This window comes from Natrinema hispanicum (assembly GCF_900111485.1).
Taxonomy (GTDB): Archaea; Halobacteriota; Halobacteria; order Halobacteriales; family Natrialbaceae; genus Natrinema; species Natrinema hispanicum_A.
This window is the reverse complement of record NZ_FOIC01000004.1, coordinates 225,559-246,815: the sequence shown is the minus strand read 5'-3', so window position 1 is coordinate 246,815 and position 21,257 is coordinate 225,559. Positions and strand designations below refer to the sequence as shown.

The 21,257-nt window shown below is 63.7% G+C and carries 19 protein-coding genes; 8 read left to right on the top strand and 11 right to left on the bottom strand.

What is annotated here, in order from left to right; all coding sequences use genetic code 11:
* Window positions 1–39 precede the first annotated feature (39 nt).
* From BSG09_RS06160 to BSG09_RS06150, 3 genes are all read left to right on the top strand, one after another.
* Window positions 40–1,635, top strand: a complete 1,596-nt coding sequence (locus BSG09_RS06160; protein WP_092931192.1) for a fatty acid--CoA ligase — start codon at window positions 40–42, stop codon at window positions 1,633–1,635.
* A gap of 73 nt (window positions 1,636–1,708) precedes the next feature.
* Window positions 1,709–2,791, top strand: a complete 1,083-nt coding sequence (locus tag BSG09_RS06155; protein ID WP_092931190.1) for a glutamate--cysteine ligase — start codon at window positions 1,709–1,711, stop codon at window positions 2,789–2,791.
* Between the two features lie 52 nt (window positions 2,792–2,843).
* Window positions 2,844–3,464, top strand: coding sequence for a helix-turn-helix domain-containing protein (locus tag BSG09_RS06150; RefSeq protein ID WP_092931188.1), 621 nt, complete (start codon window positions 2,844–2,846; stop codon window positions 3,462–3,464).
* 24 nt (window positions 3,465–3,488) lie between these two features.
* Here the strand turns inward: BSG09_RS06150 and BSG09_RS06145 are convergent, their stop codons facing one another.
* The 8 genes from BSG09_RS06145 to rpl7ae form a co-directional block, all read right to left on the bottom strand.
* Complete coding sequence (locus BSG09_RS06145; protein WP_092931291.1) at window positions 3,489–4,592, bottom strand: M24 family metallopeptidase; 1,104 nt, start codon at window positions 4,590–4,592, stop codon at window positions 3,489–3,491.
* 96 nt (window positions 4,593–4,688) lie between these two features.
* Window positions 4,689–7,787: an FAD-binding and (Fe-S)-binding domain-containing protein gene (locus BSG09_RS06140; protein WP_092931186.1), complete on the bottom strand. Its 3,099-nt coding sequence runs from the start codon at window positions 7,785–7,787 to the stop codon at window positions 4,689–4,691.
* A 173-nt stretch (window positions 7,788–7,960) separates the two neighbouring features.
* Window positions 7,961–8,563, bottom strand: a complete 603-nt coding sequence (gene sod, locus BSG09_RS06135; RefSeq protein ID WP_092931184.1) for a superoxide dismutase — start codon at window positions 8,561–8,563, stop codon at window positions 7,961–7,963.
* Between the two features lie 215 nt (window positions 8,564–8,778).
* Window positions 8,779–9,156: a DUF7344 domain-containing protein gene (locus BSG09_RS06130; protein WP_092931182.1), complete on the bottom strand. Its 378-nt coding sequence runs from the start codon at window positions 9,154–9,156 to the stop codon at window positions 8,779–8,781.
* A 232-nt stretch (window positions 9,157–9,388) separates the two neighbouring features.
* Window positions 9,389–9,853, bottom strand: a complete 465-nt coding sequence (gene ndk / locus BSG09_RS06125; RefSeq protein ID WP_092931180.1) for a nucleoside-diphosphate kinase — start codon at window positions 9,851–9,853, stop codon at window positions 9,389–9,391.
* The gene (locus tag BSG09_RS06120; RefSeq protein ID WP_092931178.1) at window positions 9,850–10,125 is read right to left on the bottom strand and encodes a 50S ribosomal protein L24e; all 276 of its coding nucleotides are present in this window, start codon (window positions 10,123–10,125) and stop codon (window positions 9,850–9,852) included. Before BSG09_RS06120 ends, ndk begins: the two co-directional genes overlap by 4 nt.
* Window positions 10,125–10,349 (bottom strand): 30S ribosomal protein S28e, encoded by a 225-nt coding sequence (locus BSG09_RS06115; RefSeq protein ID WP_006064297.1) that lies wholly within the window; start codon window positions 10,347–10,349, stop codon window positions 10,125–10,127. Before BSG09_RS06115 ends, BSG09_RS06120 begins: the two co-directional genes overlap by 1 nt.
* An 11-nt stretch (window positions 10,350–10,360) precedes the next feature.
* Window positions 10,361–10,723 (bottom strand): 50S ribosomal protein L7Ae, encoded by a 363-nt coding sequence (gene rpl7ae / locus BSG09_RS06110; protein ID WP_008012956.1) that lies wholly within the window; start codon window positions 10,721–10,723, stop codon window positions 10,361–10,363.
* A gap of 309 nt (window positions 10,724–11,032) precedes the next feature.
* On the opposite strand from rpl7ae, the gene tmcA reads away from it, so the two are divergent.
* From tmcA to BSG09_RS20690, 5 genes are all read left to right on the top strand, one after another.
* A complete protein-coding gene (gene tmcA, locus BSG09_RS06105; protein WP_092931176.1) occupies window positions 11,033–13,285 on the top strand; it encodes a tRNA(Met) cytidine acetyltransferase TmcA in 2,253 nt (750 codons plus the stop codon).
* A gap of 70 nt (window positions 13,286–13,355) precedes the next feature.
* Entirely contained in the window at window positions 13,356–14,225 is an 870-nt protein-coding gene (locus BSG09_RS06100; protein ID WP_139246189.1) for a DUF5518 domain-containing protein, read from the top strand.
* A gap of 81 nt (window positions 14,226–14,306) precedes the next feature.
* Window positions 14,307–16,106 carry an SLC13 family permease gene (locus BSG09_RS06095; RefSeq protein WP_092931172.1) on the top strand — a complete coding sequence of 600 codons (1,800 nt, stop codon included), beginning with the start codon at window positions 14,307–14,309 and terminating at the stop codon, window positions 16,104–16,106.
* Window positions 16,107–16,197: 91 nt separating this feature from the next.
* Window positions 16,198–16,683: a DUF456 domain-containing protein gene (locus tag BSG09_RS06090; RefSeq protein WP_092931170.1), complete on the top strand. Its 486-nt coding sequence runs from the start codon at window positions 16,198–16,200 to the stop codon at window positions 16,681–16,683.
* A gap of 44 nt (window positions 16,684–16,727) precedes the next feature.
* Window positions 16,728–16,898, top strand: a complete 171-nt coding sequence (locus BSG09_RS20690; protein WP_175542150.1) for a hypothetical protein — start codon at window positions 16,728–16,730, stop codon at window positions 16,896–16,898.
* A gap of 23 nt (window positions 16,899–16,921) precedes the next feature.
* On the opposite strand, the gene BSG09_RS06085 is transcribed toward BSG09_RS20690, so the two are convergent.
* From BSG09_RS06085 to BSG09_RS06075, 3 genes are all read right to left on the bottom strand, one after another.
* A complete protein-coding gene (locus tag BSG09_RS06085; protein WP_092931168.1) occupies window positions 16,922–18,640 on the bottom strand; it encodes a glutamate--tRNA ligase in 1,719 nt (572 codons plus the stop codon).
* A 154-nt stretch (window positions 18,641–18,794) separates the two neighbouring features.
* On the bottom strand, window positions 18,795–19,847 hold the full coding sequence (gene idsA3 / locus BSG09_RS06080; RefSeq protein WP_092931166.1) for a geranylfarnesyl diphosphate synthase: 1,053 nt from the start codon (window positions 19,845–19,847) through the stop codon (window positions 18,795–18,797).
* Window position 19,848: 1 nt separating this feature from the next.
* A complete protein-coding gene (locus tag BSG09_RS06075) occupies window positions 19,849–21,201 on the bottom strand; it encodes a ribonuclease J (RefSeq protein WP_092931164.1) in 1,353 nt (450 codons plus the stop codon).
* Window positions 21,202–21,257: the final 56 nt, after the last annotated feature.

Below are 21,257 nucleotides of genomic sequence, written 5' to 3'. Positions count from 1 at the left end.
GCAACTGATATAAGGCCGTTCGTGGTGTGGTTCTATGGTATGTCTGAACAGCCCACAATTGGTGACACGCTCGAGGGAGCGGTCGATCGCTATCCCGACCGCGATGCGATCGTCTACCCGCGCAAGGACCAGCGGTGGACCTACGCAGACTTCGACGAGCGGGTCAATCGGCTCGCGAACGCGCTGCTCGAGGCCGGTATCGAGAAAGGAGACAGGGTTGCGACGGTATTGTACAACGGCTCCGAGATGGCGCTGACCGTCTACGCGTGCTCGAAGATTGGGGCTGTCTTCACCCCACTGAACTTCCGTCTTCCCGCAGGTGAGATCGAATACATCGTCAATGATGCCGAAGCCGAAATGATCCTCTTCGAGTCCGCGACACAGGAGGCAGTCGAGGGCGCGCGCCCGAACCTCGAGAGCGTCGCGGAGTACGTGTTCATCGATGATGACCGCGAAGCGGTACCAAACTACGCAAATGGGTTCTACGGATTGCTCGAGTCGGGCTCAGCCGACCGGCCCGCGGGATCCGTCATGGAAGACGACGTGTATGCCTTCATCTACACGTCGGGAACGACGGGCCGGCCGAAGGGGGTCGTCCACGAACACCGGGACATGGTCGAACACAACCTCCTCAATATCGTCGAGTTGAACCTCACCCGCGATGACGTCGGCCTGTCGGTGATGCCGCTGTATCACTGCGCCGAACTCCACTGTAGTCTATTTTCGCGGATCCATCGCGGCGCAGCGAACGTGATCCATCACGAGTTCGACCCGAATGCCGCACTCGAGGCGATCGAGGATCACGGCGTAACGGTCCTCTTTGCAGCACCGACGGCCTGGAACGCGCTGTCGCGTTCCGCCGCCGAGTCTGACGTCGATGTCTCATCGCTCCGAATCGGGCTCTATGGTGCGGCCCCGATGCCTGAGCAGGTCCTCGAAAACTGCATGGAACACCTCTGTGAGGACTACGTGCAGGCGTACGGCATGACTGAGATCGGGCCCGCCGGTGTCTTCCAGTCGCCGGACGACCAACTGCCGAAACAGGGTTGTGCTGGCCTGCCTGCACTCAACCACCGCTTGCGGGTCGTTGAACCCGACGCGGATCCGGATCAAGCAGTCGACGAGGGCGAGATCGGCGAGATCCTGATTGCCGGCCCATGTACGATGCGCGAGTACTGGAATCGACCCGAGGCGACCACACGATCGCTGCGTGACGCCGACGGAACGACCTGGTACTACACCGGAGACCTAGGCTACCGCGACGATGACGGCTACCTCTTCGTCGTCGACCGAAAAGACGACATGATCGTCTCCGGTGGCGAGAACATCTATCCCACCGAGATCGAGGACGTGTTGTTCGCACACGATGCCGTCGCGGAGGCGGCCGTCGTCGGCGAACCCGACGAGGAATGGGGCGAACTTGTCGTCGCGTACGTCGTCGCCGATGACGACATCACTGCGGCTGATCTTGACTCATTCACCCTCGAGAGTGACCAACTCGCTGACTTCAAGCGGCCGCGGAAGTACTACTTTGTCGACGACCTCCCGAAGAACCCGAGCGGCAAAATCCAGAAGTTCAAGCTCCGCGAAGGCGAGACTGACATCGAGCTCGAGGCCGAAACCGTCCCGTCCTGATTGGCTGACGAGCACCAGACCGATCGTCTCGACTCCAAACCGTATTTACTGTCGGCGACGAAAGCACGACACGATGGAACGCGGGTCGCGAGACGCGTTTACGCGCATGGGAACGCTGGGGATCGAAGAGGAGTGTTTCGTCGTCGACGAGGACGGTCGGCCTACCAGCGGGACCGACGACCTCGTCTACGAGTACGACCCGCCCGAGATTCTCGAGGGACGGCTCGATCACGAACTGTTCAAGTTCGTCATCGAAACGCAGACGCCGCTGATCGAGGAACTCGATGATGCCCGCGAGTCGCTGCTCGAGATCCGTCAGGCGTTAGTCGACCACGCCGAGGCCCACGGCTATCGGATCGCCGCCGCCGGCCTCCACCCGCTCGCGAAGTGGCAGGAACTCGAGCACGCCGAAAAGCCTCGTTATCAGGCCCAAATCGACCGGATTCAGTATCCGCAGCATCGGAACACGACCGCGGGCGTTCATATCCACGTCGGTGTCGACGACGCCGACAAGGCGGTCTGGATCGCCAACGAACTGCGGTGGTACGTCCCGATCATGCTCGCGCTCTCTGCGAACTCCCCCTACTGGAACGGCTTCGACACCGGTCTCCAGTCGGCTCGCGCGAAGATTTTCGAGGCACTGCCGAACACGGGGATGCCGACCTATTTCGAGGACTTCGACGCGTTCGATCGATTCGAGCGGCTGATGCTCGAGACCGACTCGATCAACGATCGGGGCGAACTTTGGTACGACGTGCGCCCCCACACCGAACACGGCACAGTCGAACTGCGGACGCCGGACGGCCAGGCCGATCCCGATATCGTCATGGCGTTCGTCGAGTATGCCCATGCACTCGTCTGCGCGCTGGCAGAGGAGTACGAAGATGGCACAAGCGGCCACCAGCATCGCCGAGAACTGCTCGACGAGAACAAGTGGCGTGCCATCCGCTACGGCCAGGACGCATCGTTTATCGACCGCGACCTCGAGGGGACGGTCGATCTCGGCGATATCGTCGACCGCGAGTGCGAGCGGCTCGGGATCGACGGAATCAAACGGGTCTACGAGCGCGAAAGCGGTGCAGAGCGACAGCGGTGTCTGTTCGAATCGGACGGTCCCGATGCGCTGTGTGAGTCGCTCTTTTTGCAAACCGAATGACCTCCACAAAGGTTTAACTCCGCGCGAGGCCTCATCCTGTACGAGACGCCACATGAGTTCCGACGACGCAGACGACCATCCGGTCGACGATGCTGACGAGAGAGAGGAATCGCTCGCGGGACCGGACGACGTCGTCGAGACCGAGATCGGCCGGAGTCCGGCCGTCGAGGAACTTGACCAGCGGATCGTCGATCTGCTCTCGTGGATTCTGGATACGGAAACCCGGGCGAAAATCTACGTCTATCTGCTGGCGAACCCGGGCAGTACCTCCGAGGAGGTCGCGAAGGGAACCGGGCTCTACCCGAGTACGGTCCGTGAGGCACTTGCGGAACTTCACGAGGAAGCCCGCGTCAGCCGCGAAAAACGCGCCAGCGAAGGGGCCGGCAACAACCCATACGAGTACACCGCGATCCAGCCAAGCGACCTCGTCGGCGATGTCGTCGATCAGGTCCAACAGGAGTTAAACACCATCTTCAGGCTCGACCGCGTCCTCGATCGCGAGCGCGAACCCGAGCCGGATGCCCTCGCGGAGACCGAGCCGGTGACGATCACCGTCGATGACAGTACACCGCCGCTCGGCGATGACACGGACGCAGACGCCGAGGCCGACGACGAGGTTGAAGTCGAATCCGTCGACACTGAGAGCAACGACGACGACACCGACGACAGCTAGCCGCTTGAATCGGCCCGACGGACGCTAGTCCTCCAGCTCGAGAATCGCGGGACGCTCGAGCTCGAGTTCTCGATCGACCGCGGAGACGGTCGTCGTCGGCCAGCGATCCGTCGCTGTCAGGACCTCGATGTTGTCTGCCGTGACGAGTGCAGTGTCTTCGCTTTTTGCACCCTGTACTGTCGGATTCCACGCGTAGGCCATCGGCGCTTCGACCGGCGTGTCGTGGTCCGGCGTGGCGATCCACTCTCGGCCTGCGAAGCCGGCGGCTCCGCCCTGATGGTGGTGTTCCCACTCGCCGTCGTAGCCCACCGCGTCGTAGGCGTTCTGGATGGCAGCGAAGACGTCGCCAGCCGTGTCACCGTCATTTGCGGCCGCCTGCGTCGCTGCAAGTGCCGTCGTCTCCACGCGGGCTGTGGCCTCGTGGCGCTCCGCGAGCCACGCCGGTGGATCGAAGGCGACGGTGCGGGTACAGCTCGCATGGAGGCCAGCCCGTTCGGCGGTGACGGAGACGAGCGCGTACTCGCCGAGTTCGGCGTCGGTCGGCGTATAGTGGCGGTACTGCTGGGCGCGCGTTGCCCCGCCGACGAGGACGACCGGTGCCTCGATGTCGCGTGCCGACAGCGCGACCCGCAGGGCGGAAGCGACTTCGTGTTCCGTGTCGCCGGCCTGGAGTTCGCGACAGACAGCTTCGACGGCGGCGGCCGTCTGCCTGCTGAGGTCACGATAGCGCTCCTGATCGCGGTCGGTCAGTGGCTGGCGCAGCGGCGTCGGATCGACGTGCTCGAACCCGGGGAGGTCGATGTCGATCGCTGCTCGCTCGTCGCTGCCGACGTGCTCGGGAACGGCCTCGGGTAGTGACGACGTGTACCAAGGAAAGTCCACTACTGAGAGTTCGTCGACGTCTAGATCGGGTACCTCCTCGCTTACGATGCGATCGACTTCGATGTTGTTCGCGACGAGGGTCATGCCGGTGCCGTCGTAGCCGATTGCAGCGACGCCGACGTCGCCCTCGCGGTCGACGACGTTGTTCCCCCCGGTCAGCCATGCAAACGAGTTCGGCCGCGCGAACCAGACCGAATCGAGATCGTGGGACTCGAGGAAGGCCTCGAGGCGCTCGCGTTTGTCCATGTCGGGTGCTGGCGAGGGGAGTTCTTCATACTGTCGGACAGCAGTCAGTGTGACGGCCGCTCCACCGCCCGTGTGGCCGAGCACTGTTTGGATTCGCTACGGCGACACCTCGAGCGCGCGGGCGAGCAACTCGATGGGATGCGTGGGCCGATCGTAGCCCTCGAAGTCGCCGATCTGTGTCCGACAGGAGGTACCGGGGGCGACGACCGTCGTCTCGGTGCCGTCGCGGCGCGTGTGGTCCTCGAGTTGGTCTCGCAATATCGAGCCGATCGCCCGCGAGAGCTCGTAGTGGTCGGCTTCGTAGCCGAAACTGCCGGCCATGCCACAGCAGCCCGAATCGACGGGCTCGACGGGATAGCCAGCCCGCCGGAGCACGCCGACCGCGTGATGGTCAGCGCCGCGGGCCTTCTGGTGGCAGTGGCCGTGAAACGTCAGCTGTGTGTCCGCGATTGCGTCCCCGTCGAACGAGAGGTCCTCGTCCAGCCGGTGGGCATCAAGGTATTCACAGACGCCGAAGGCGTTCGCAGCGAGCGTCTCGACGCGCTCGTCGTCGAGCAGCGAGCGATACTCGTCGATGACCATCGCCGCATCCGAGGGCTCGACAAACAGGACCGCCCAGCCGCGCTCGAGATACGGCTCGAGGTCGTCGAGCAACGCTCGGCCCTGGTCGGCGGCGGCCTCGAGCAGCCCCTGGGAGTAGGCCGCGCGCCCGGTCGGGCCGAGTTCGGGGATCGCGACGCGAATTCCCACCGCCTCGAGGACCTCGACGGCTGCCTTTCCGACTACCGGATTCGAGTAGTTGGTGTCCGTGTCTGGGTAGAGGACGACGCCTGCTGTCGCCGTCTCCGCGTCGATCTGCGGTCCCCGTTCGCCGTACCAGTCGACCAGCGTTTCCCGCTGAAACGTCGGCAGCGTCCGCTCGGCCGCGATTCCGACGGTCTTCTCGAGGGCAGTTCGCGCTCCCGGCACCTTCGTGGCACGATTCGCAAGCGGTGCGAACGTACTCCCTAGCGACGACAGCCGGTCGACGTTCGCGAATAGCCGTTCTCGGAGACTCGTCCCCTCACGGTCGTGGTACTGGTGTTTAACCTCAGCTTTGAGCTTCGCGAGATCGACGCCGGTGGGACAGTCGCTCTGACAGCCCTTACAGCCGATACAGAGGTCGAGCACGTCCGACTGGAACCGCTCGCTGTAGAGTTCGCTGGGATCGATGTCGCCGCTGATCGCCGCCCGGAGCAGGTTGGCTCGCCCCCGCGTCGTTGCGATTTCTTCTTCGGTCGCGCGATACGTCGGACACATCACGTCGCTGCCGGTCTGTCTGCAGGTCCCACAGCCGTTACAGAGTTCCACGAGATGGGAAAAGCCACCCTCGTCGTCGAAGTCAAGCGTCGTCCGTGGCTTGAGCGAGGCATAATCCGGCCCGTATCGGAGGTGATCGCGGATGTCAGTCGAGTTTTCACCACGGTAGACAACTTTCCCGGGATTCAGCCGCCAGTCCGGGTCGAACGCCGATTTGAGCTCCTTGAACGCCTCCCAGAGGTCGGGGCCGTACAGCTTCGGGTTGAACTCCGTTCGCGCGAGGCCGTCGCCGTGCTCGCCCGAAAAGGAGCCGTTGTGCTCGGCGACAAGGTCGGTGACGTCGTCGGCGATGGCACGCATTGTCTCGACGTCGTCGCCGTCTTTTAGATTGAGGACCGGCCGAATGTGGAGCGTCCCGACGCCCGCGTGTGCGAAGTACGCTGCCGTCGTGTCGTGGGTCTCGAGAATCTCCTGGAAGCCCGCGACGTACTCGGCGAGTTCTGCGGGCGGCACAGAAGCGTCCTCGACGAAGGGGTACGGCTTCGGATCTCCCTCCATGCTCATCAACAGCGGGATGGCGGCCTTCCGGAGTTTCCAGAGTCGATCCTGTTTCGCCGGCGAAAGCGCCTCGAGCGATCCGAACGCCGCGCCTTCGTCCACCAGATTGGTCGTCGCCGCCGCCACTGCGTCCGGGAGGTCGTCGACGACCTCCGAATCGAACTCGAGCATCAGCGTTGCTTCGGTCCCCTCGGGAATTGGCTCCGCGTATTCGGCGTACTCCGCCGAGTCGGCGGCCAGCCGGAACACCTCGTCGTCCATCAGCTCGACCGCACTGGCCTCGAGGTCGAGCGCCTCGGGGACGGCGGCAAGCGCCTCGAGCAGGTCATCGTAACAACAGACCGCGAGTGCGGTCTCGTCGGGGCGGGTCACGAGCGAGAGCGTGGCTTCGACGACGATGCCGAGCGTTCCTTCGGCACCGACAAGCAGTTTCGAGAGGTTGATGACCCGGTTCCCTTCCTCGCGGGCGTCGCCCGCTCGGTCTTCCGAGGCGGCTGTCGCCGCCTCGCTCTCCTCGTCCTCTCGAATCACTTTCTGCAGATTGTAGCCGCTGACGCTACGCTTGAGCTTGGGATAGCGTGACTCCATTTCGTCGGCGTTGTCTTCGACGAGTGCTCGAACCGTTCGATAGATCGCGGCTTCGCGGTCGTCTTTCGAAACGATCCGATCCCATTCGGGACTGTCGAGGACGACGTCTCGCGTGTGAATCAGTGATCCATCGGCGAGGACGACCGCACACTCCTCGACGTAGGCGTCTGTGATACCGTATCGCACCGAGTGTGCCCCCGTCGAGTTGTTCCCAATCCCGCCGCCGATCGTCGCGCGGTTCGACGAGGCCGGATCCGGCGCAAAGCGAAGGCCGTGTGGCTCGAGTGCGGCGTCGAGATCGTCTTGAACCACGCCCGGCTGGACGACAGCGGTTTGCTCGTCCGGATCGATCGCCTGAATCTCGTCCATGTGTCGCGACAAATCGAGGACGACACAGCCCGGCCCGACGGTCTGCCCGGCAAGCGAGGTGCCAGCACCCCGCGGCAGCACCGGCGCGCCGTGGTCGGCTGCGACGCGGACCGCCGCACGAACGTCCTCGACGTCCCGCGGGAAGACGACGCCGGCAGGCTGTGCGCTGTAGATGCTGCCGTCGGTCGCATAGAGCACGCGCGTGTACTCGTCGAAGCGCACGGCTCCGTCGCAGGCTGCCTGAAGGGCAGCCGCGAGCGATCCACTCCGTTTGTCCTGTTCGGTCTCGAGCGGTGGCTGCTGTTCGATTTCACTGGAGTGGTGGTATCGCTGCTGGTCTCGCTCCTCAACGATCGTGTCGACGCTGTCCTCGGCGGCCATATGAGGTAGGACATCATCCCACACTCAGTTAAACCATGGTAGTCATAACCACCCGGGCGGCGTCGGTCGCACAGCTGAGTGCTCGTCGACGGTATCAGAACGCTATCGATCGCGATCATGTCCGCTGTCGGGTGTCTGCGGGTGCTAAAAATAGGGGGTTGACAACTCGTCGCTTACTCGAAGTGGTCGAGACACTTCTGGTACTCTTCTTCGGCCTTCTCCCAGTTGACGACGTCGAAGAAGGCGTCGATGAAGCTTCCGCGATCCGGACCGTAGTCGTAGTAGTAGGAGTGTTCCCAGACGTCCAGCGCGAGAACGGGGTGAGAGCCCCAGAGTGCGCCCTGGTCGTGTTTGTCGACTGCGACGTTGCGAAGCTGCTTCGCAACTGGGTCGTATACCAGCAGTGCCCAGCCACTGGCGGCACCAGCAGCGGCCTCGAACTCGCCTTTCCAGCCCTCGTAGGAGCCGAAGTCCTCCTCGATGCGGTCGGCGAGGTCGCCCTCGGGTTCGCCACCGCCGTCGGGAGCCATGTTCTCCCAGAACAGCGTGTGGAGATAGTGTCCACAGCCGTTGTGGGTGACGTTACTGATGGCCCCGGGCGTCGTACTGAAGTCACCTTCCTCGCGGTTCTCCGCGAGGGTTTCCTCGGCGGCGTTGAGGCCGTTGACGTAGCCCTGGTGGTGCGTGTCATGGTGCCAGGTCATGACCTGTTCGGAAATCGATGGCTCGAGTGCGTCGTAATCGTACGGAAGTGGTGGAAGTTCGTGATCAGTCATAGTATCTACCTCACGTTCCGTATCGGTTCCTCGCCTGTTAAGTTTTGAGGAGTGGGACGTTATCACCCCGAATAAACTCACGGCTATCCTGTCGTGCGATTTCCCGATACTCACGAGCATCCACCACAGACTCGCTATTAAAAGTTTCAGCGATCGGTGATTCCCCGTTTCGCATCCGCTGGTCGCCGCTGCCGATTGCCGTGAACTCGCCTGTGTTACGTGATTTCCTTGTGGTGTGCGTGTTCGAGCCACTCCTCGACTGACGGCTGTCGCCAGTATCGCACCATCTCGCTTCGTCGGTCGTATTCGAGAAGGCCTGCGTCCTCGAGTTTCGGGAGGTGGGTGTGTGTGAGCGCCATTCGAACGCTCGCGTGCCGGTCCGTCGTGTGTTCTCCGTCTCTCGTGCCCGTCTGTTGTTCAAAGGCGACGACGTTCTCGGTGAGCGTTTCAAGCGTTGCGACACCGTCCGGCTGATCATTCAGATGGTACAGCGCGTACCGTCGTCGACTGTTCGAGAGGAGTTCGAAAACAAGATCTAGCGACGGCGTCGCGTCCGTCATCAACGGGGTCACCTTCCCGTCCGTTTCACGCATTCACGGCCCACCTCCTGTGTGTTACCATTCGAAACCACCAACAGCCTCTACTCTAGCCGTGACATTAGATGTTACGTCTCTCTAGATGAATACGTGTATTCTACTCTAGAATATTTGCCGGTGGTATTATCGAGAGAACATCCGCAGCGGTGTTGCCTTTGGTACAGCACAGCACACGCTCACAGGGCGTGTGCGTCCAGAAAATCGGGAATAGCTGTCGACTCGAGATCGACTACTCGTAGAGCCACTCGGCGTCGTGCTGATCGTAGTCGATCAGTTCGTCGTCGTCGAAGTGGATCGCGATCTCGCGTTCGTTTGCGCCCTCGTCCTCGTGGTCGGCGGCGTGGACGACGTTCCGACCGAGATCGAGCGCGTAGTCGCCCCGAATCGTGCCTGGTTCGGCCTCGAGCGGGTCGGTCTCGCCGATCATCTGGCGGACCTGTCGGGTCGCGTCCTGGCCCTCCCAGACCATCGGCACGACCGGGCCCGAGGTAATGAAGTCCACGAGGTCGTCGTAGAACGGCTTGTCCTCGTGTTCGCTGTAGTGTTCCTCTGCCCGTTCACGGGGCATGTTCTCGACTTTGATGCCGACGAGCTTGAGCCCGCGGTCCTCGAGTCGGGAGACGACCTCGCCGACGAGGCCACGCGCGAAGGCGTCGGGCTTGACCATCACGAAGGTGCGCTCGTGATCGCTCATGCTTCCTCAGCCTCGACTTCGTCGCTCTCGTCCTCGGTGGACGTCTCAGCGTCGGCTTCGTCGGCCGCAGGTGCCTCTTCTTGGGCTGGGCCTTTGGCGCGACGACCCTCTTCGGTCCACTCCAGATCTCGGGGTTCGCGCCCGAGCTTGTAGTTTTTCTCCGCTTTGGAGTCGACGAAGTGGAGCACGGTGCCGTCGGTTTTGACGTACATGATGCCCGTGCCGGGTTCGATCTCTTCGCCCGTGTAGTCGCAGGTTCGTTTCTCGACCATTATTGTCCTCCGATGGAGTCGGCCTCGCGGGCGGTCTCGCGAAGCTGGAGTACGTCCCCTTCACGGACCGGCCCGAGGCAGTTACGGGTGATGATGCGTCCCTGGTTCTCGCCCTCCTTGATCCGGCATTTGACCTGCATGGCTTCGCCGTGCATGCCGGTCTTGCCGACGATCTCGATGACCTCGGCGGGCGTAGAGCCGCTTTCTTCCTCTTCAGCACTCATCTCTGATCACCTCAGTCGAGGTCCTCGACCTTGTCGGCGATGTCCTCGACGTCGCCGTCGGCCTCGCCGGCGTCGACGATCGCCGCAGCGGCCGAGCCGACCTCGAGGCCGGCGGCGTGGCCGACGTCGTCTTGGGTCTCGATGAAGACGACTGGGATGCCTTTCTCGTCTGCGAGCTCCGGCAGGTGCATGACGATCTCTTCAGGAGAGACGTCTTCGGCGACGTAGACGAGGTCGGCGTTGCCGCGCTCGATGGCCTTCGTCGTTTCGTTGGTTCCTTTCTTTACTCGTCCGGTGTCTCGTGCGACCTCGAGCGCCTCGAGGGCGTCGTCTGCGAGGTCGGCTGGGATGTCGGTGGTTACGTAGACTGACATTGGTTGTTCACCTCTCCTACACGTGGGCTCGCGCTCCCCTGCCATCCGGGCACTGGGTACCCGTGCCGGAACGACTCCGGCGGAAGTCCTGTAGGGCTAGGAGCATCATCAACCCCGTGTAGGGTGTACACCTGAATAGCGCTGCCCTCCTTAAAAGCGTGTTCAAACGAGCGAGTGCGTGAGATCGCTCCGCACGGACCGTTCGGTCGTGTGGGCCGTTCCATCCACTCGCAGCGAGAGCACCTCTGCAGTGTGTCCGCGCGTTGTCCAGCAGTATATTACGCTCGAGACGCCAACGCCACCACACACATGGACGTCGACGTCGTCGGCCTCGCCGAGTCGCTTCGCGGGGAAGCCGAGCGAACCAACGAGCGCCGACTGCTCGTGCTCGCGGGCGCTCGTGAACGGGGGTACGATACTCTCGAGTCAATCCTCGATACCCTCTCAGTTCCAATCACCGAGACAACGCTCGTCGGTCCCGACGACCGACTCCGCTGTGAACAGCTCCCGCAGTCCAACGCCGGCGAGCTGTTGGGAACAACCAGAGACGTGATCGCCGTCGACGCCCACGACAACCTCCGGCCGAACGCGCTCGGCAAAGTCGTCGGCGCAGTCGACGGTGGCGGCCTGCTCGTCCTGTTGACCCCGCCGCTTGCGTCCTGGCCGGATCGCCGCGACGAGTTCGATGCCTCGCTTGCGGTGCCGCCGTTCGACATCGACGACGTCACCGGCCGATTCAAACGGCGGCTCGTCGAGACGCTGCGAGTCCACCGCGGAATCGCGATCGTCGACCTCGAGGCCGACAGCGTCGACGCCGATGGATTGACCGATCCGGCCCCGCAGCTGCCGACGGAGCCGCCGACGCCGCCAGCCGACCACCGATTCCCGATGGCGACCTACGAGGCCTGCCTGACGACCGATCAGGTCGACGCCGTCGCCGCGCTCGAGTCCCTCGCCGAGACCGAGCGGGCCGTCGTCCTCGAGGCCGACCGCGGCCGGGGCAAATCGAGCGCCGCGGGACTGGCCGCTGGTGCGTACGCCGTCGCCGGCGAGGACGTGCTCGTGACCGCGCCCGCAGCCCGGAATACGGCGGAACTGTTCGATCGTGCTGGCGACCTCGTCGAGTGCCTCGAGTCCGACGCTGTCGTCGACTCCCGCCGGATCGAGACCGCCGCGGGCGGCTCAGTTCGTTTTCGAAATCCCGATGCGGCCATCGACGCACTCGCGTCGGCCGATATCGTCATGGTTGACGAGGCTGCCGCGCTGCCAGTCGCGACACTCGAGTCGCTGCTTGTAGCTGACCGCATCGCTTTCGCAACGACGATCCATGGCTACGAGGGTGCAGGACGTGGCTTCTCGGTTCGGTTTCGGGAGCGACTCTCCGAGAGCGACCACGACGTGATCGACTGCCAACTCGCTGAGCCGATCCGGTACGCGGCGGGTGATCCCGTTGAAGTGTGGGCCTTCCGCGCCTTGCTACTCGACGCCCGCCCGCCGGTCAAGCCGCTCGTGGCCGATGCGGTCCCTGAAACGGTCGACTACCGGCAACTCGAGCCTGCCGACTTACTCGCGGACGAACCCCTGCTCCGGGAAGCCTTTGGCCTGCTCGTGCTTGCCCACTATCGAACAGAACCCGACGACCTCGCGCGGTTGCTCGACGCGCCGAATCTCGAGGCCCGCGCGCTCGTCTACGACGGCCACGTCGTCAGCGTGGCGCTGCTCGCTCGCGAGGGGAACCTCTCGCCGGACACGCGAGCGATGATGTACGAGGGCGGCCGCGTCCGCGGCAACATGCTGCCGGACGTGCTGACCAGCCAGTTGCGAGACGAGGCGGCAGCCGAGCCGGCAGGTCTGCGCGTCGTCCGTATCGCGACCCACCACGCCGCCCGCTCGCGGGGGCTCGGCTCGCGCCTGCTCGAGTGCGTTCGTGACGAATTCGGAACCGCAGTCGACTGGCTCGGCACCGGCTTCGGCGCGACACCCGGCTTGCTGGCGTTCTGGCGTGAGAACGGCTATCGAGCGATCCACGTCTCGACGACCCGCAACGACGCCAGCGGCGAGTACTCCGCGCTCATGCTCGCGCCGACGAACAACGATGGACAGGCGCTCAACGACCGGCATGCCGACTGGTTCGTCCGTCGGTTTGCCGCGCTCTGTTCCGATGCTCTCGACGACCTCGAGCCCGATGTCGCTCGTGCGCTGCTCCGTAGCGTCGCCGATGAGGCCGGGCCGTCACTTTCGTTGACCGATCATGAATGGCGTGTTGTCGCGGGTGCTGCCTACGGGCCGGGGCTGTTCGACATCGATCCTGGGCCGTTTCGCGACCTCGCCGTCCGGTACTTCGTCGACGATCCAGCGGCTGTCGACCTGAGCGACCGCGAAGAACGGCTGTTCGTCCTGCGCGTCCTCCAGAGCCGCGACTGGGAAACCGTCGCCGAGCGCCTCGGATATCACTCGACGGGACAGTGTATGCGAGCGCTCGGCGACGCCGTCTGTCCGCTGGTCGACTGCTACGGGACGGACGCGGCGCTTGCGGTTCGGGATCGATTCGCCGAGCGCTGACCGCGAGGCTCTCCGCGATACGCCCAGCAATAATTTTAACATTCTAACAACAACTGGGTGAATGGTACTGATGCCCTCTCTTCGATCCCTCCTCGAGCGACTGACCGACGACCGGTTACGAGCCGCGACCCTCATCGGGCTCGCGTCGATTCCGATAACACTTGTCTTGGCGTTGGACGCCGTCCCGCGTGATAGTGCTGTCATCGGCGGTCTCAGTCCAGCAACGCCGTTGCTCGCGGCCGGACTTTTTGTCGGCTATTACTATCATGACCGGCCGATAGCAAGTCGCCGGGCTGGCGTGCGAACCGGACTCGTCGGATCGGGTGGCGTCCTCGCGGCGTCCGTCGCCGATCTGGTCACGACGCTCGGCTCCGCATCGCCGGCGATGACTGCCGTCACTGTCGGCTTGTTCCTCGTCGAGTTCGCCCTCGGTATTACGTTCCTGGTGCTGCTCACGATGGTCAGCGCGATCGGTGGCGCGTGGGCGGCCAACGATCTCGCTCGAGTGCGCCACCCCACGGCACCGCAAGCCGAGCGGGAACGATCCGTCGGCGACTCGTGGTGGTGGCTCCCAATCGTCGTGTACGTGCTCGCGACCCCGCTGGTGTTGCTCTTCGTGTTCTGGGTTGTGTCCGACGACGGTCCAGGGGTGATCGTCGCCGTCTTACTGCTATTTTGTCTGGTATTCACTGCGATCGCTGCAGTCGTCTCGCTCGTCAAAGATACAGGTACGCTCGCGGATGCGAGCGCGGCCTGGCAACCGCTCTCGGTGGTGTATGTGGCCGGTCCGGTAGGTGTGTACGCGCTCGTCTATCTGGTCGCCTCACTTCGGCAGTCGATACACCCACCCGGGGACGCCATGTATGGATTTGTCGTTGCACTCTGGGGGACGTCACTCGTGTATCTCATCAACAGACACCGGTACGTCGGCACGCCATAACCTCATCCAGCGCACTGTCTTCAGCCCGCGGAGAGGCGGCCACCATTATTTGACGTTTGCGCTGGAAGGCTCCAAAACTGGATGGCTCAGCTGACGACGGGTGCGTTGCTGGTCTTTCTGATCATCGCCGTCGCGCTCGTGTTGTTCGTCACCGAGCCGGTACCGATCGACGTGACGGCACTCGGGATCATGGTGAGCTTGATGATACTCGGGCCGTGGACGGGCGTCTCACCGCGTGACGGCGTCGCCGGATTCTCCAATCCCGCGACGATCACGATCCTCGCGATGATGATCTTGAGCGAGGGGGTTCGTCGAACCGGCCTCATTCAGCGCTTACAGGCAACTGTCGCGTCGTATACCGGCGCGGACGAACACAAACAACTCGGGGTGACAATCGGAATTGTCGGGCCGCTGTCGGGACTAATCAATAACACGGCGGCGGTCGCCGTGTTGATGCCGATGGTCAACGATCTCGCCCACGAGAACGGGACCTCCCCCTCGAAACTGCTCTTGCCCCTGTCCTATGCGTCGATGTTCGGCGGGATGCTCACCCTCATCGGCACCTCGACCAACCTCATCGCGAGCAGTCTCGCCGCGGAGTACGTTGGCCGTTCCTTCTCGATGTTCGAGTTCACGCACCTCGGGATCGTCGTGTTCGTCGTCGGCTCGGCGTACCTGCTTACGGTCGGCTACTGGCTCACCCCGTCGCATGTAACGCCGCGCAGCGAGCGAGAGACGACGGCAAAAGAGGAGTATCTCACGGAGCTCGTCGTTCGACGTGACTCTCCCGTGGTCGGCCTGTCGATCCAGGACGCACTCGAGGAGGTCGATTTCGAGGCCGAGGTCACCCAACTCATCCGTGACGAGCAGTACGTCTCCAATCCCCTCCCATCGACGACCGTCCAGAGCGGCGATGTCTACACGGTCCGGCTCACCGACGATGCGCTTCAGACGCTGCTCGAGGTCGACGGCGTCGATCTGGTGCCCGGCGTGACGGCCGAAACGGACCTCGAGACGCTCGCACCGGAGCAAACACTCGTCGAAATCGTCCTTACGGCGGGCTCGGACCTGATCGGCGAGACGATCGACTCGGCGGGCTTTTCGGACACCTATCAGGCGCGCGTGCTCGCGGTTCGGCGCGGCGGCCAGATCACTCACGAACGACTCTCCGAGTTCACCTTTCGGCCGGGAGATGCGCTGCTCATCGAGTCCGAGGCAGAAACGGTCGACAGGCTTGCCGACAACCCGAACGTCATCGTCGCCGGGGACCTCGCACTCCAGCAGTTCCGGCGGTCGAAGCTGCCGATCGCGGTCGGCGTCGTCCTCGGCGTCGTCGGACTGGCCGCGCTCGATCTGTTTCCGATCATGGTCTCGGCGCTGGCCGGGGTCGTCGTGATGCTCGCCGCCGACGTCGTCAAACCGGCCGAGGCCTACGAGGCCATTCAGTGGGATATCATCTTCCTGCTCGCCGGCGTCATCCCGCTTGGGAGTGCGATGGCCGAGACCGGCGGCGCGGACGTCCTCGGCGCGCTTGTCGTCTCGAGTGCGGATTTCCTCCCCGAAGTCGCCGTCCTCGGACTGTTCTACCTGCTGACGGCGTTGATGACCAACATCGTCAGCAATCAGGCGAGCGTCGTCTTGCTCGTCCCAGTGGCCGTCGACGTAGCCTCGCGACTGGACGCGAGCGCTTTCGCGTTCGTCCTCGCTGTGACCTTCGCCGCCAGCACGGCCTTTATGACACCTGTGGGCTACCAGACCAACCTCTTCGTCTACGGGCCGGGGAAGTACCAGTTCTCGGACTTCATTCGCGTGGGCGGGCCGCTCCAACTGCTGCTCGCGATCGTCACGACCCTCGGAATAGTGACTTTTTGGGGTGTATAGTCGTGTTTCCGATGCCACGAATCGACCGCCGACCAGCCGACTCGAGGCAGCCGGCAGCACGGCTTTGACGTTCGAGCCCCTCGAGTGACGTATGGTCGACGCGGTAACGGTTCTCGCGGTTGCCTTGCTCGTCGGTGCCATCGTCGGCGCAGCCGTGCCGATGGTTCCCAGCGGCCTTCTCTCGCTTGCCGGCCTCGGCGTCTACTGGTGGGGTGTCGGATTTGCCGAGGTGAGCGTCCTCACTTTCATCGTGCTTGCTGTCCTCGCTGCCATCACTGCGGCCATCGAGTTCTTCGGCGGCTCGATCGCCGCCCGCGCAGGCGGCGCGTCGTGGCTGACGACCGCGGCTGCCGCCGTCGTCGGCATCGTCCTCATGGTCGTCACCGGCCCGCTCGGCCTGCTCGTTGGCCTCTTCGGGACCGTTTTCGCCCTCGAGTACGTCCGTGACGGCGAACTCGAGGGGAGCACCCGCTCAGCCGTTTACACGACGATCGGCGTTCTCGCGTCGACAGCGGTGCAAGTGCTGCTAACGGCATCGATCCTCTTTGGGTTCGTCGTCGCCGTCTTCGTACTGTGATCGCGGGCAAACACTGAAGCTGTGGCTCTCGTTCACACGGACGAATGAAACCGGAGTGTTCCGAGGCCGACTGCGAGCGCCCGGCCGCGGTCGAGTTACATATCCCCTGGGATGAAAACCGCCTCGTCTGTGCCGCTCACGCTCGCGTGCTCGGTCGACAGGACGGCGTCGTCGCCGATCCGGATCCCGACCGGGCCGACGACTTACTCGAGTAGCGTTTCAGACGAACAGCTCCGTCTCAGGGATGGGCGTAGTAGACGACCGTCTCGTCTTCGTCGTGGCGGTCGATCCGTGCGAAGCCGACGCGCTCGAACTGGACCATCTCATCGGGCTCGAGGTCGGCGACACCCGGTTCGGCGTGCCCGGAGACGTCGCCATCCATGGTTCGCATTCGGACGGGGACGCTCTCGTCGGCCGGCACCCAGTGGATGACGTCGACGTCTCCCTCGCGGACGACGTCGATGTCGTCGCCGGTATACTGGAGCGTGTCGCGGGTGTACTGGAAACAGCCCAGTCCCTTGAGCCAGATCCGTTCCTCGCGGCCGGGGAGGTCTCCTTCCTCGAGCAAGACGGCATCGCTGGCCGGGATCTCTCGCACGCCGCGGTCCTCGTGGTTGGGGTGGAGCGGCGGGTTTGCTTCGTCCGGTGGGCTACCGCCGAGCGGGAGCTGGACGCCGTCACGGACCAAAAAGTGGCGGTCGGTTTCGTCGTCGATCAGGTCGCGGTTGTTCGCGTAGATCGAACTCATCGCGAGGTCGACGTCGGTGGTCGAGGTGCCCAGCTTGGTCATCGCGTCGACGATGGCCTCGCCGCGGATGCCGCGTCGGCGCAGGCTCTTGAGCGTCGGCGCACGCGGGTCGTCCCAGCCGTCGAGTTTCCCCTCGTCTATCAGTTCCGAGATGGTCGACGTGCTCATCTTGACGTCGTAGTCGTCGAGTTGGACGTGACCCCAGTGGATGACCTCGGGGTACTCCCAATCGAAGTAGTCGTAGACGAACTGCTGGCGTTTCGCGGAGTCCTGCAGGTCGATCCCGCGGATGATGTGCGTGATCCCGATGAGGTGGTCGTCGACGCCCGACTGGAAGTCCAACATCGGCCAGCACCGGTACTCGCTGGCCTCCTCGCGGGGATGAGGCGTGTCGATCATCCGGAAGGCCACCCAGTCGCGCAGCGCCGGATTCTTGTGCTCGATGTCGGTTTTGACCCGTAGGACCATCTCGCCGCTGTCGTACTCGCCGTCGATCATGGCCTCGAATTCTGCGAGCACGGTCTCAGTGTCCTTCTCGCGGTGGGGACACGCCTCGCCCGAGTTCTTCAGCTCCGAGAAGTCCTCGCCCGAACACGAGCAGGTGTAGGCTCCGCCGAGTTCGATCAGCTCGCGAGCGTGATCGTAGTAGGTCTCGAGGCGGTCACTCGCTTTGTACGTCGCGTCGGGCTCGAAGCCGAGATAGTCGAGGTCCTCGAGGATGTCGTCGTAGGCCTCGAGATCCGGTCGCTTGGTCTCGGGATCGGTGTCGTCGAAGCGCACGCAGAACCAGCCGTCGTAGCGGTCGCGATAAGTGCCGATGACGGCGGGCATCCGGGCGTGGCCGACGTGCCACGGGCCGTTGGGGTTTGGCGCACACCGCATCCGGATCTCATCGTACTCCTCGGCGTTGGGCAGGTCCGGCAGGTCGTGTTCGTCTTCCTCTTCCTCGGCTTCGATCTCGGCGAGTTCCTCGGGGGCGAGTTCCTCGAGGCGGGCGCGTTTTTCCTCGTATGCGAGGTCGTTGACCCGTCCGACGACGCCGCCGGCGATCCCCGGGATCTCGTCGCCGTGCTCGCGGAACTCGGGGTTGTCGCCCATCAGCGGCCCCATGATCGCGCCGACGTCGGCGTCGCTCTCGTGTTTGACCGCATTCAACAGCGCGTGCTTTTCGACCTCGCGCTCGACGCGCTCGCGTAACTCGTCGTTCATTACCGTGTGCTATCCGCGCCCGGTCAAAAACCCTCGCGATTCGCGGTGTTTCCCGATCCGTGCGGCGACTGGTGTCAGACGGACTGCCGTCGTCGTGCCGGTGCAACCGCGATCGGCCTGCGGTCCCACCGGGAACGCGGGACAGTAGCCCGTCTCAGTAGCCGCGTTCGATCAGGTAATCCGCGAGTTCACAGAGGAGGTCACGCGCCTCGTTGTCCGGCAGGACCTCGAGTCGGTTCTTGCCGCGTTCGACCAGATCGCGGGCGGTCTGGTTCGCATAGGAGATCGAGCCGGCCGCCTCGAGTTCGGCGACTGCGTCGTCGATCTCGGCTTCGGTGACCGCATCGACATCGTCGGTGTCGACTAAGTTGTCGACGTCAACACCCTGCTCGCGGGCGTGGACGGTGATCAGCGTCTGTTTGTTCTCGACGAGGTCACTGCCCCGCTGTTTGCCGAGTTGCTCGCTTGGGACCGTCAGATCGAGCACGTCGTCTTGAATCTGGAACGCGCGGCCGACGTCGAGCCCGTAGCCGTAGAGTTCGTCGATCGTCTCGTCGTCGGCACCGAGCAAGATCGCCGGCAGACACGCCGACGCTGCGTACAGGACGGCCGTCTTCTGTTCGACCATCTCGAGGTACTCGTCGGGCGAGACGTCGGTGCGCTCCTCGAAGGTGACGTCGAGGGACTGCCCTTCGCAGATGTCCGTACAGGTGGTCGCGAGGACCTCGAACGCGTCGACGACGCGGTCCGACTCCGCGTTCGTCTCGAGCATGATCTCGAACGCCTTCGAGTAGAGCGTGTCGCCGGCCAGAATGGCCGTCTCGAGGTCGTACTCCTTGTGGACGGCGGGGACGCCACGCCGGAGGTCGTCGTCGTCCATGATGTCGTCGTGGATCAGGGTAAACGACTGGATGACCTCGACGCTGACAGCGCCAGCCATCACGTCCACTGGGCCGCTGTCGTCGAGTGAGGGGAACGACCGATACCCGGTCGAGAGCGTCTCGACGTCGGCCAGCGCTTCCGCTGTCGTCAGGAAGACGGTCGGCCGGAGCCGCTTACCGCCCGCATCCAGCAGGTACCGAGAGGCTTCGTAGAGCCGCTCGGGTCGCTGGATCGGCAGCTCCTCGGGAATCGCGTCGTTGACGAGTTCACGACGCTTGCGCACCGCTTCGAGCACCGCCTGTTCGCGTGCCTCGGGACTCGTCATATCAGTCGACGAGCTGGATGAGGTTCCCGTTGCGCGTGACGTGGAGATCTCGTCCCATCTTGTAGCCCTCGTTCGAGGCGAGGTCGACGTAGCCCGAGAACCCTTTCATGTCCTGGTGGGCCGGGATGACGTGCTGGGGCTGGAGGGCGTCGAGCATCTCGTAGTGCCCCTCCTGATTCATGTGCCCGGAGACGTGGATGTCGTCGTAGATGCGCGCGCCCTGCATCCCCAGCAGCTTCTCGGCCTGATAGCGCTGGCCTTCGTTGGTCGGCTCGGGGATGACCCGTGCCGAGAAGACGACCTTGTCGCCCTCGTCCAGTTCGTAGGGCGTTTCGCCGCGGGCCATCCGGGTAAGCATCGCGCGGGGCTCGCCCTGGTGGCCAGTGACGACTGGCAGGTAGTCGCCTTTCCCCTCGTTCATAATGCGCTTGAACGTGCGGTCGACGGACTTGCGGTGGCCGAACATCCCCAGATCAGTGGGGAAGTCGATGAAGTCGAGCCGTTCGGCGGTGCCCGAATACTTCTCCATCGAGCGACCCAGCAAGACGGGCTGGCGACCGATATCGTCGGCGAACTCGACGAGCGACTTCACGCGGGCGATGTGACTCGAGAAGGTGGTGGCGACGATCCCGCCGTCGTAATCCTCGAGGCTATAGAGAACGTCCCGGAGGTGTTCGCGGGCGACGTTTTCGGAGGGTGTCCGTCCCTTCTTGTTGGCGTTGGTACAGTCCTCGATGTAACAGAGGACGCCCTCTCCCTCGCGACCGATCTCACGGAACCGCTCCATGTCGATCGGGTCGCCGATGACGGGCGTGTGGTCCATCCGTTTGTCCAGCCCGTAGACGATTGCGCCTTCGGGTGTGTGGAGGACGGGGTTGATCGCGTCGATGATCGAGTGGGTGACGTTGACGAACTCGAGGTCGACCTTGCCGGAGTCTCCGATCGACATCATTTCGCCGGCGTCCATCTTGATCAGGTCGTTCTCGACGCCGAACTTCTGCTCGCCCTCGATCTGCTGTTTGACCAGTTCGATCGTAAACGGCGTTGCGACGATCGGCGCGTCGTATCGGTGCGCGAGCTTCGAGATCGCGCCGATGTGGTCTAAGTGACCGTGGGTCGGGACGATCGCCTGGACGTCGCCCTCCAAGTCGCTCATGACTCGGTCGTCGGGAATCGCGCCCATGTCGATCAGGTCGAGACTGTGCATCCGTTCGGTTTCGACGTTGTCGTGGATCAGCACCTTCGAGAGGTTCAGACCCATATCGAAGATGACGACGTCGTCACCGGCGCGGACGGCAGTCATCTGCCGTCCGACTTCTTCGTAGCCGCCAATCGTTGCGATTTCGATTTCCATGGTTCGTAGCACTGAAAGCCGCGTTGTGGACTCTCATCGAAACGGTCCGCGGACTC

What these genes read in the sequence shown, in the direction of transcription:
- sod (WP_092931184.1), bottom strand. Translation starts at nt 8,563, where the DNA reads ATGACTGATCACGAACTTCCACCACTTCCGTACGATTACGACGCACTC.
- BSG09_RS06150 (WP_092931188.1), top strand. Translation starts at nt 2,844, where the DNA reads ATGAGTTCCGACGACGCAGACGACCATCCGGTCGACGATGCTGACGAG.
- BSG09_RS06090 (WP_092931170.1), top strand. Translation starts at nt 16,198, where the DNA reads ATGGTCGACGCGGTAACGGTTCTCGCGGTTGCCTTGCTCGTCGGTGCC.
- BSG09_RS06160 (WP_092931192.1), top strand. Translation starts at nt 40, where the DNA reads ATGTCTGAACAGCCCACAATTGGTGACACGCTCGAGGGAGCGGTCGAT.
- BSG09_RS06120 (WP_092931178.1), bottom strand. Translation starts at nt 10,125, where the DNA reads ATGGTCGAGAAACGAACCTGCGACTACACGGGCGAAGAGATCGAACCC.
- BSG09_RS06140 (WP_092931186.1), bottom strand. Translation starts at nt 7,787, where the DNA reads ATGGCCGCCGAGGACAGCGTCGACACGATCGTTGAGGAGCGAGACCAG.
- BSG09_RS06075 (WP_092931164.1), bottom strand. Translation starts at nt 21,201, where the DNA reads ATGGAAATCGAAATCGCAACGATTGGCGGCTACGAAGAAGTCGGACGG.
- BSG09_RS06145 (WP_092931291.1), bottom strand. Translation starts at nt 4,592, where the DNA reads ATGGACAAACGCGAGCGCCTCGAGGCCTTCCTCGAGTCCCACGATCTC.
- ndk (WP_092931180.1), bottom strand. Translation starts at nt 9,853, where the DNA reads ATGAGCGATCACGAGCGCACCTTCGTGATGGTCAAGCCCGACGCCTTC.
- BSG09_RS06095 (WP_092931172.1), top strand. Translation starts at nt 14,307, where the DNA reads ATGGCTCAGCTGACGACGGGTGCGTTGCTGGTCTTTCTGATCATCGCC.
- BSG09_RS06115 (WP_006064297.1), bottom strand. Translation starts at nt 10,349, where the DNA reads ATGAGTGCTGAAGAGGAAGAAAGCGGCTCTACGCCCGCCGAGGTCATC.
- rpl7ae (WP_008012956.1), bottom strand. Translation starts at nt 10,723, where the DNA reads ATGTCAGTCTACGTAACCACCGACATCCCAGCCGACCTCGCAGACGAC.
- BSG09_RS06100 (WP_139246189.1), top strand. Translation starts at nt 13,356, where the DNA reads ATGCCCTCTCTTCGATCCCTCCTCGAGCGACTGACCGACGACCGGTTA.
- BSG09_RS06130 (WP_092931182.1), bottom strand. Translation starts at nt 9,156, where the DNA reads ATGCGTGAAACGGACGGGAAGGTGACCCCGTTGATGACGGACGCGACG.
- BSG09_RS06085 (WP_092931168.1), bottom strand. Translation starts at nt 18,640, where the DNA reads ATGAACGACGAGTTACGCGAGCGCGTCGAGCGCGAGGTCGAAAAGCAC.
- BSG09_RS06155 (WP_092931190.1), top strand. Translation starts at nt 1,709, where the DNA reads ATGGAACGCGGGTCGCGAGACGCGTTTACGCGCATGGGAACGCTGGGG.
- tmcA (WP_092931176.1), top strand. Translation starts at nt 11,033, where the DNA reads ATGGACGTCGACGTCGTCGGCCTCGCCGAGTCGCTTCGCGGGGAAGCC.
- BSG09_RS20690 (WP_175542150.1), top strand. Translation starts at nt 16,728, where the DNA reads ATGAAACCGGAGTGTTCCGAGGCCGACTGCGAGCGCCCGGCCGCGGTC.
- idsA3 (WP_092931166.1), bottom strand. Translation starts at nt 19,847, where the DNA reads ATGACGAGTCCCGAGGCACGCGAACAGGCGGTGCTCGAAGCGGTGCGC.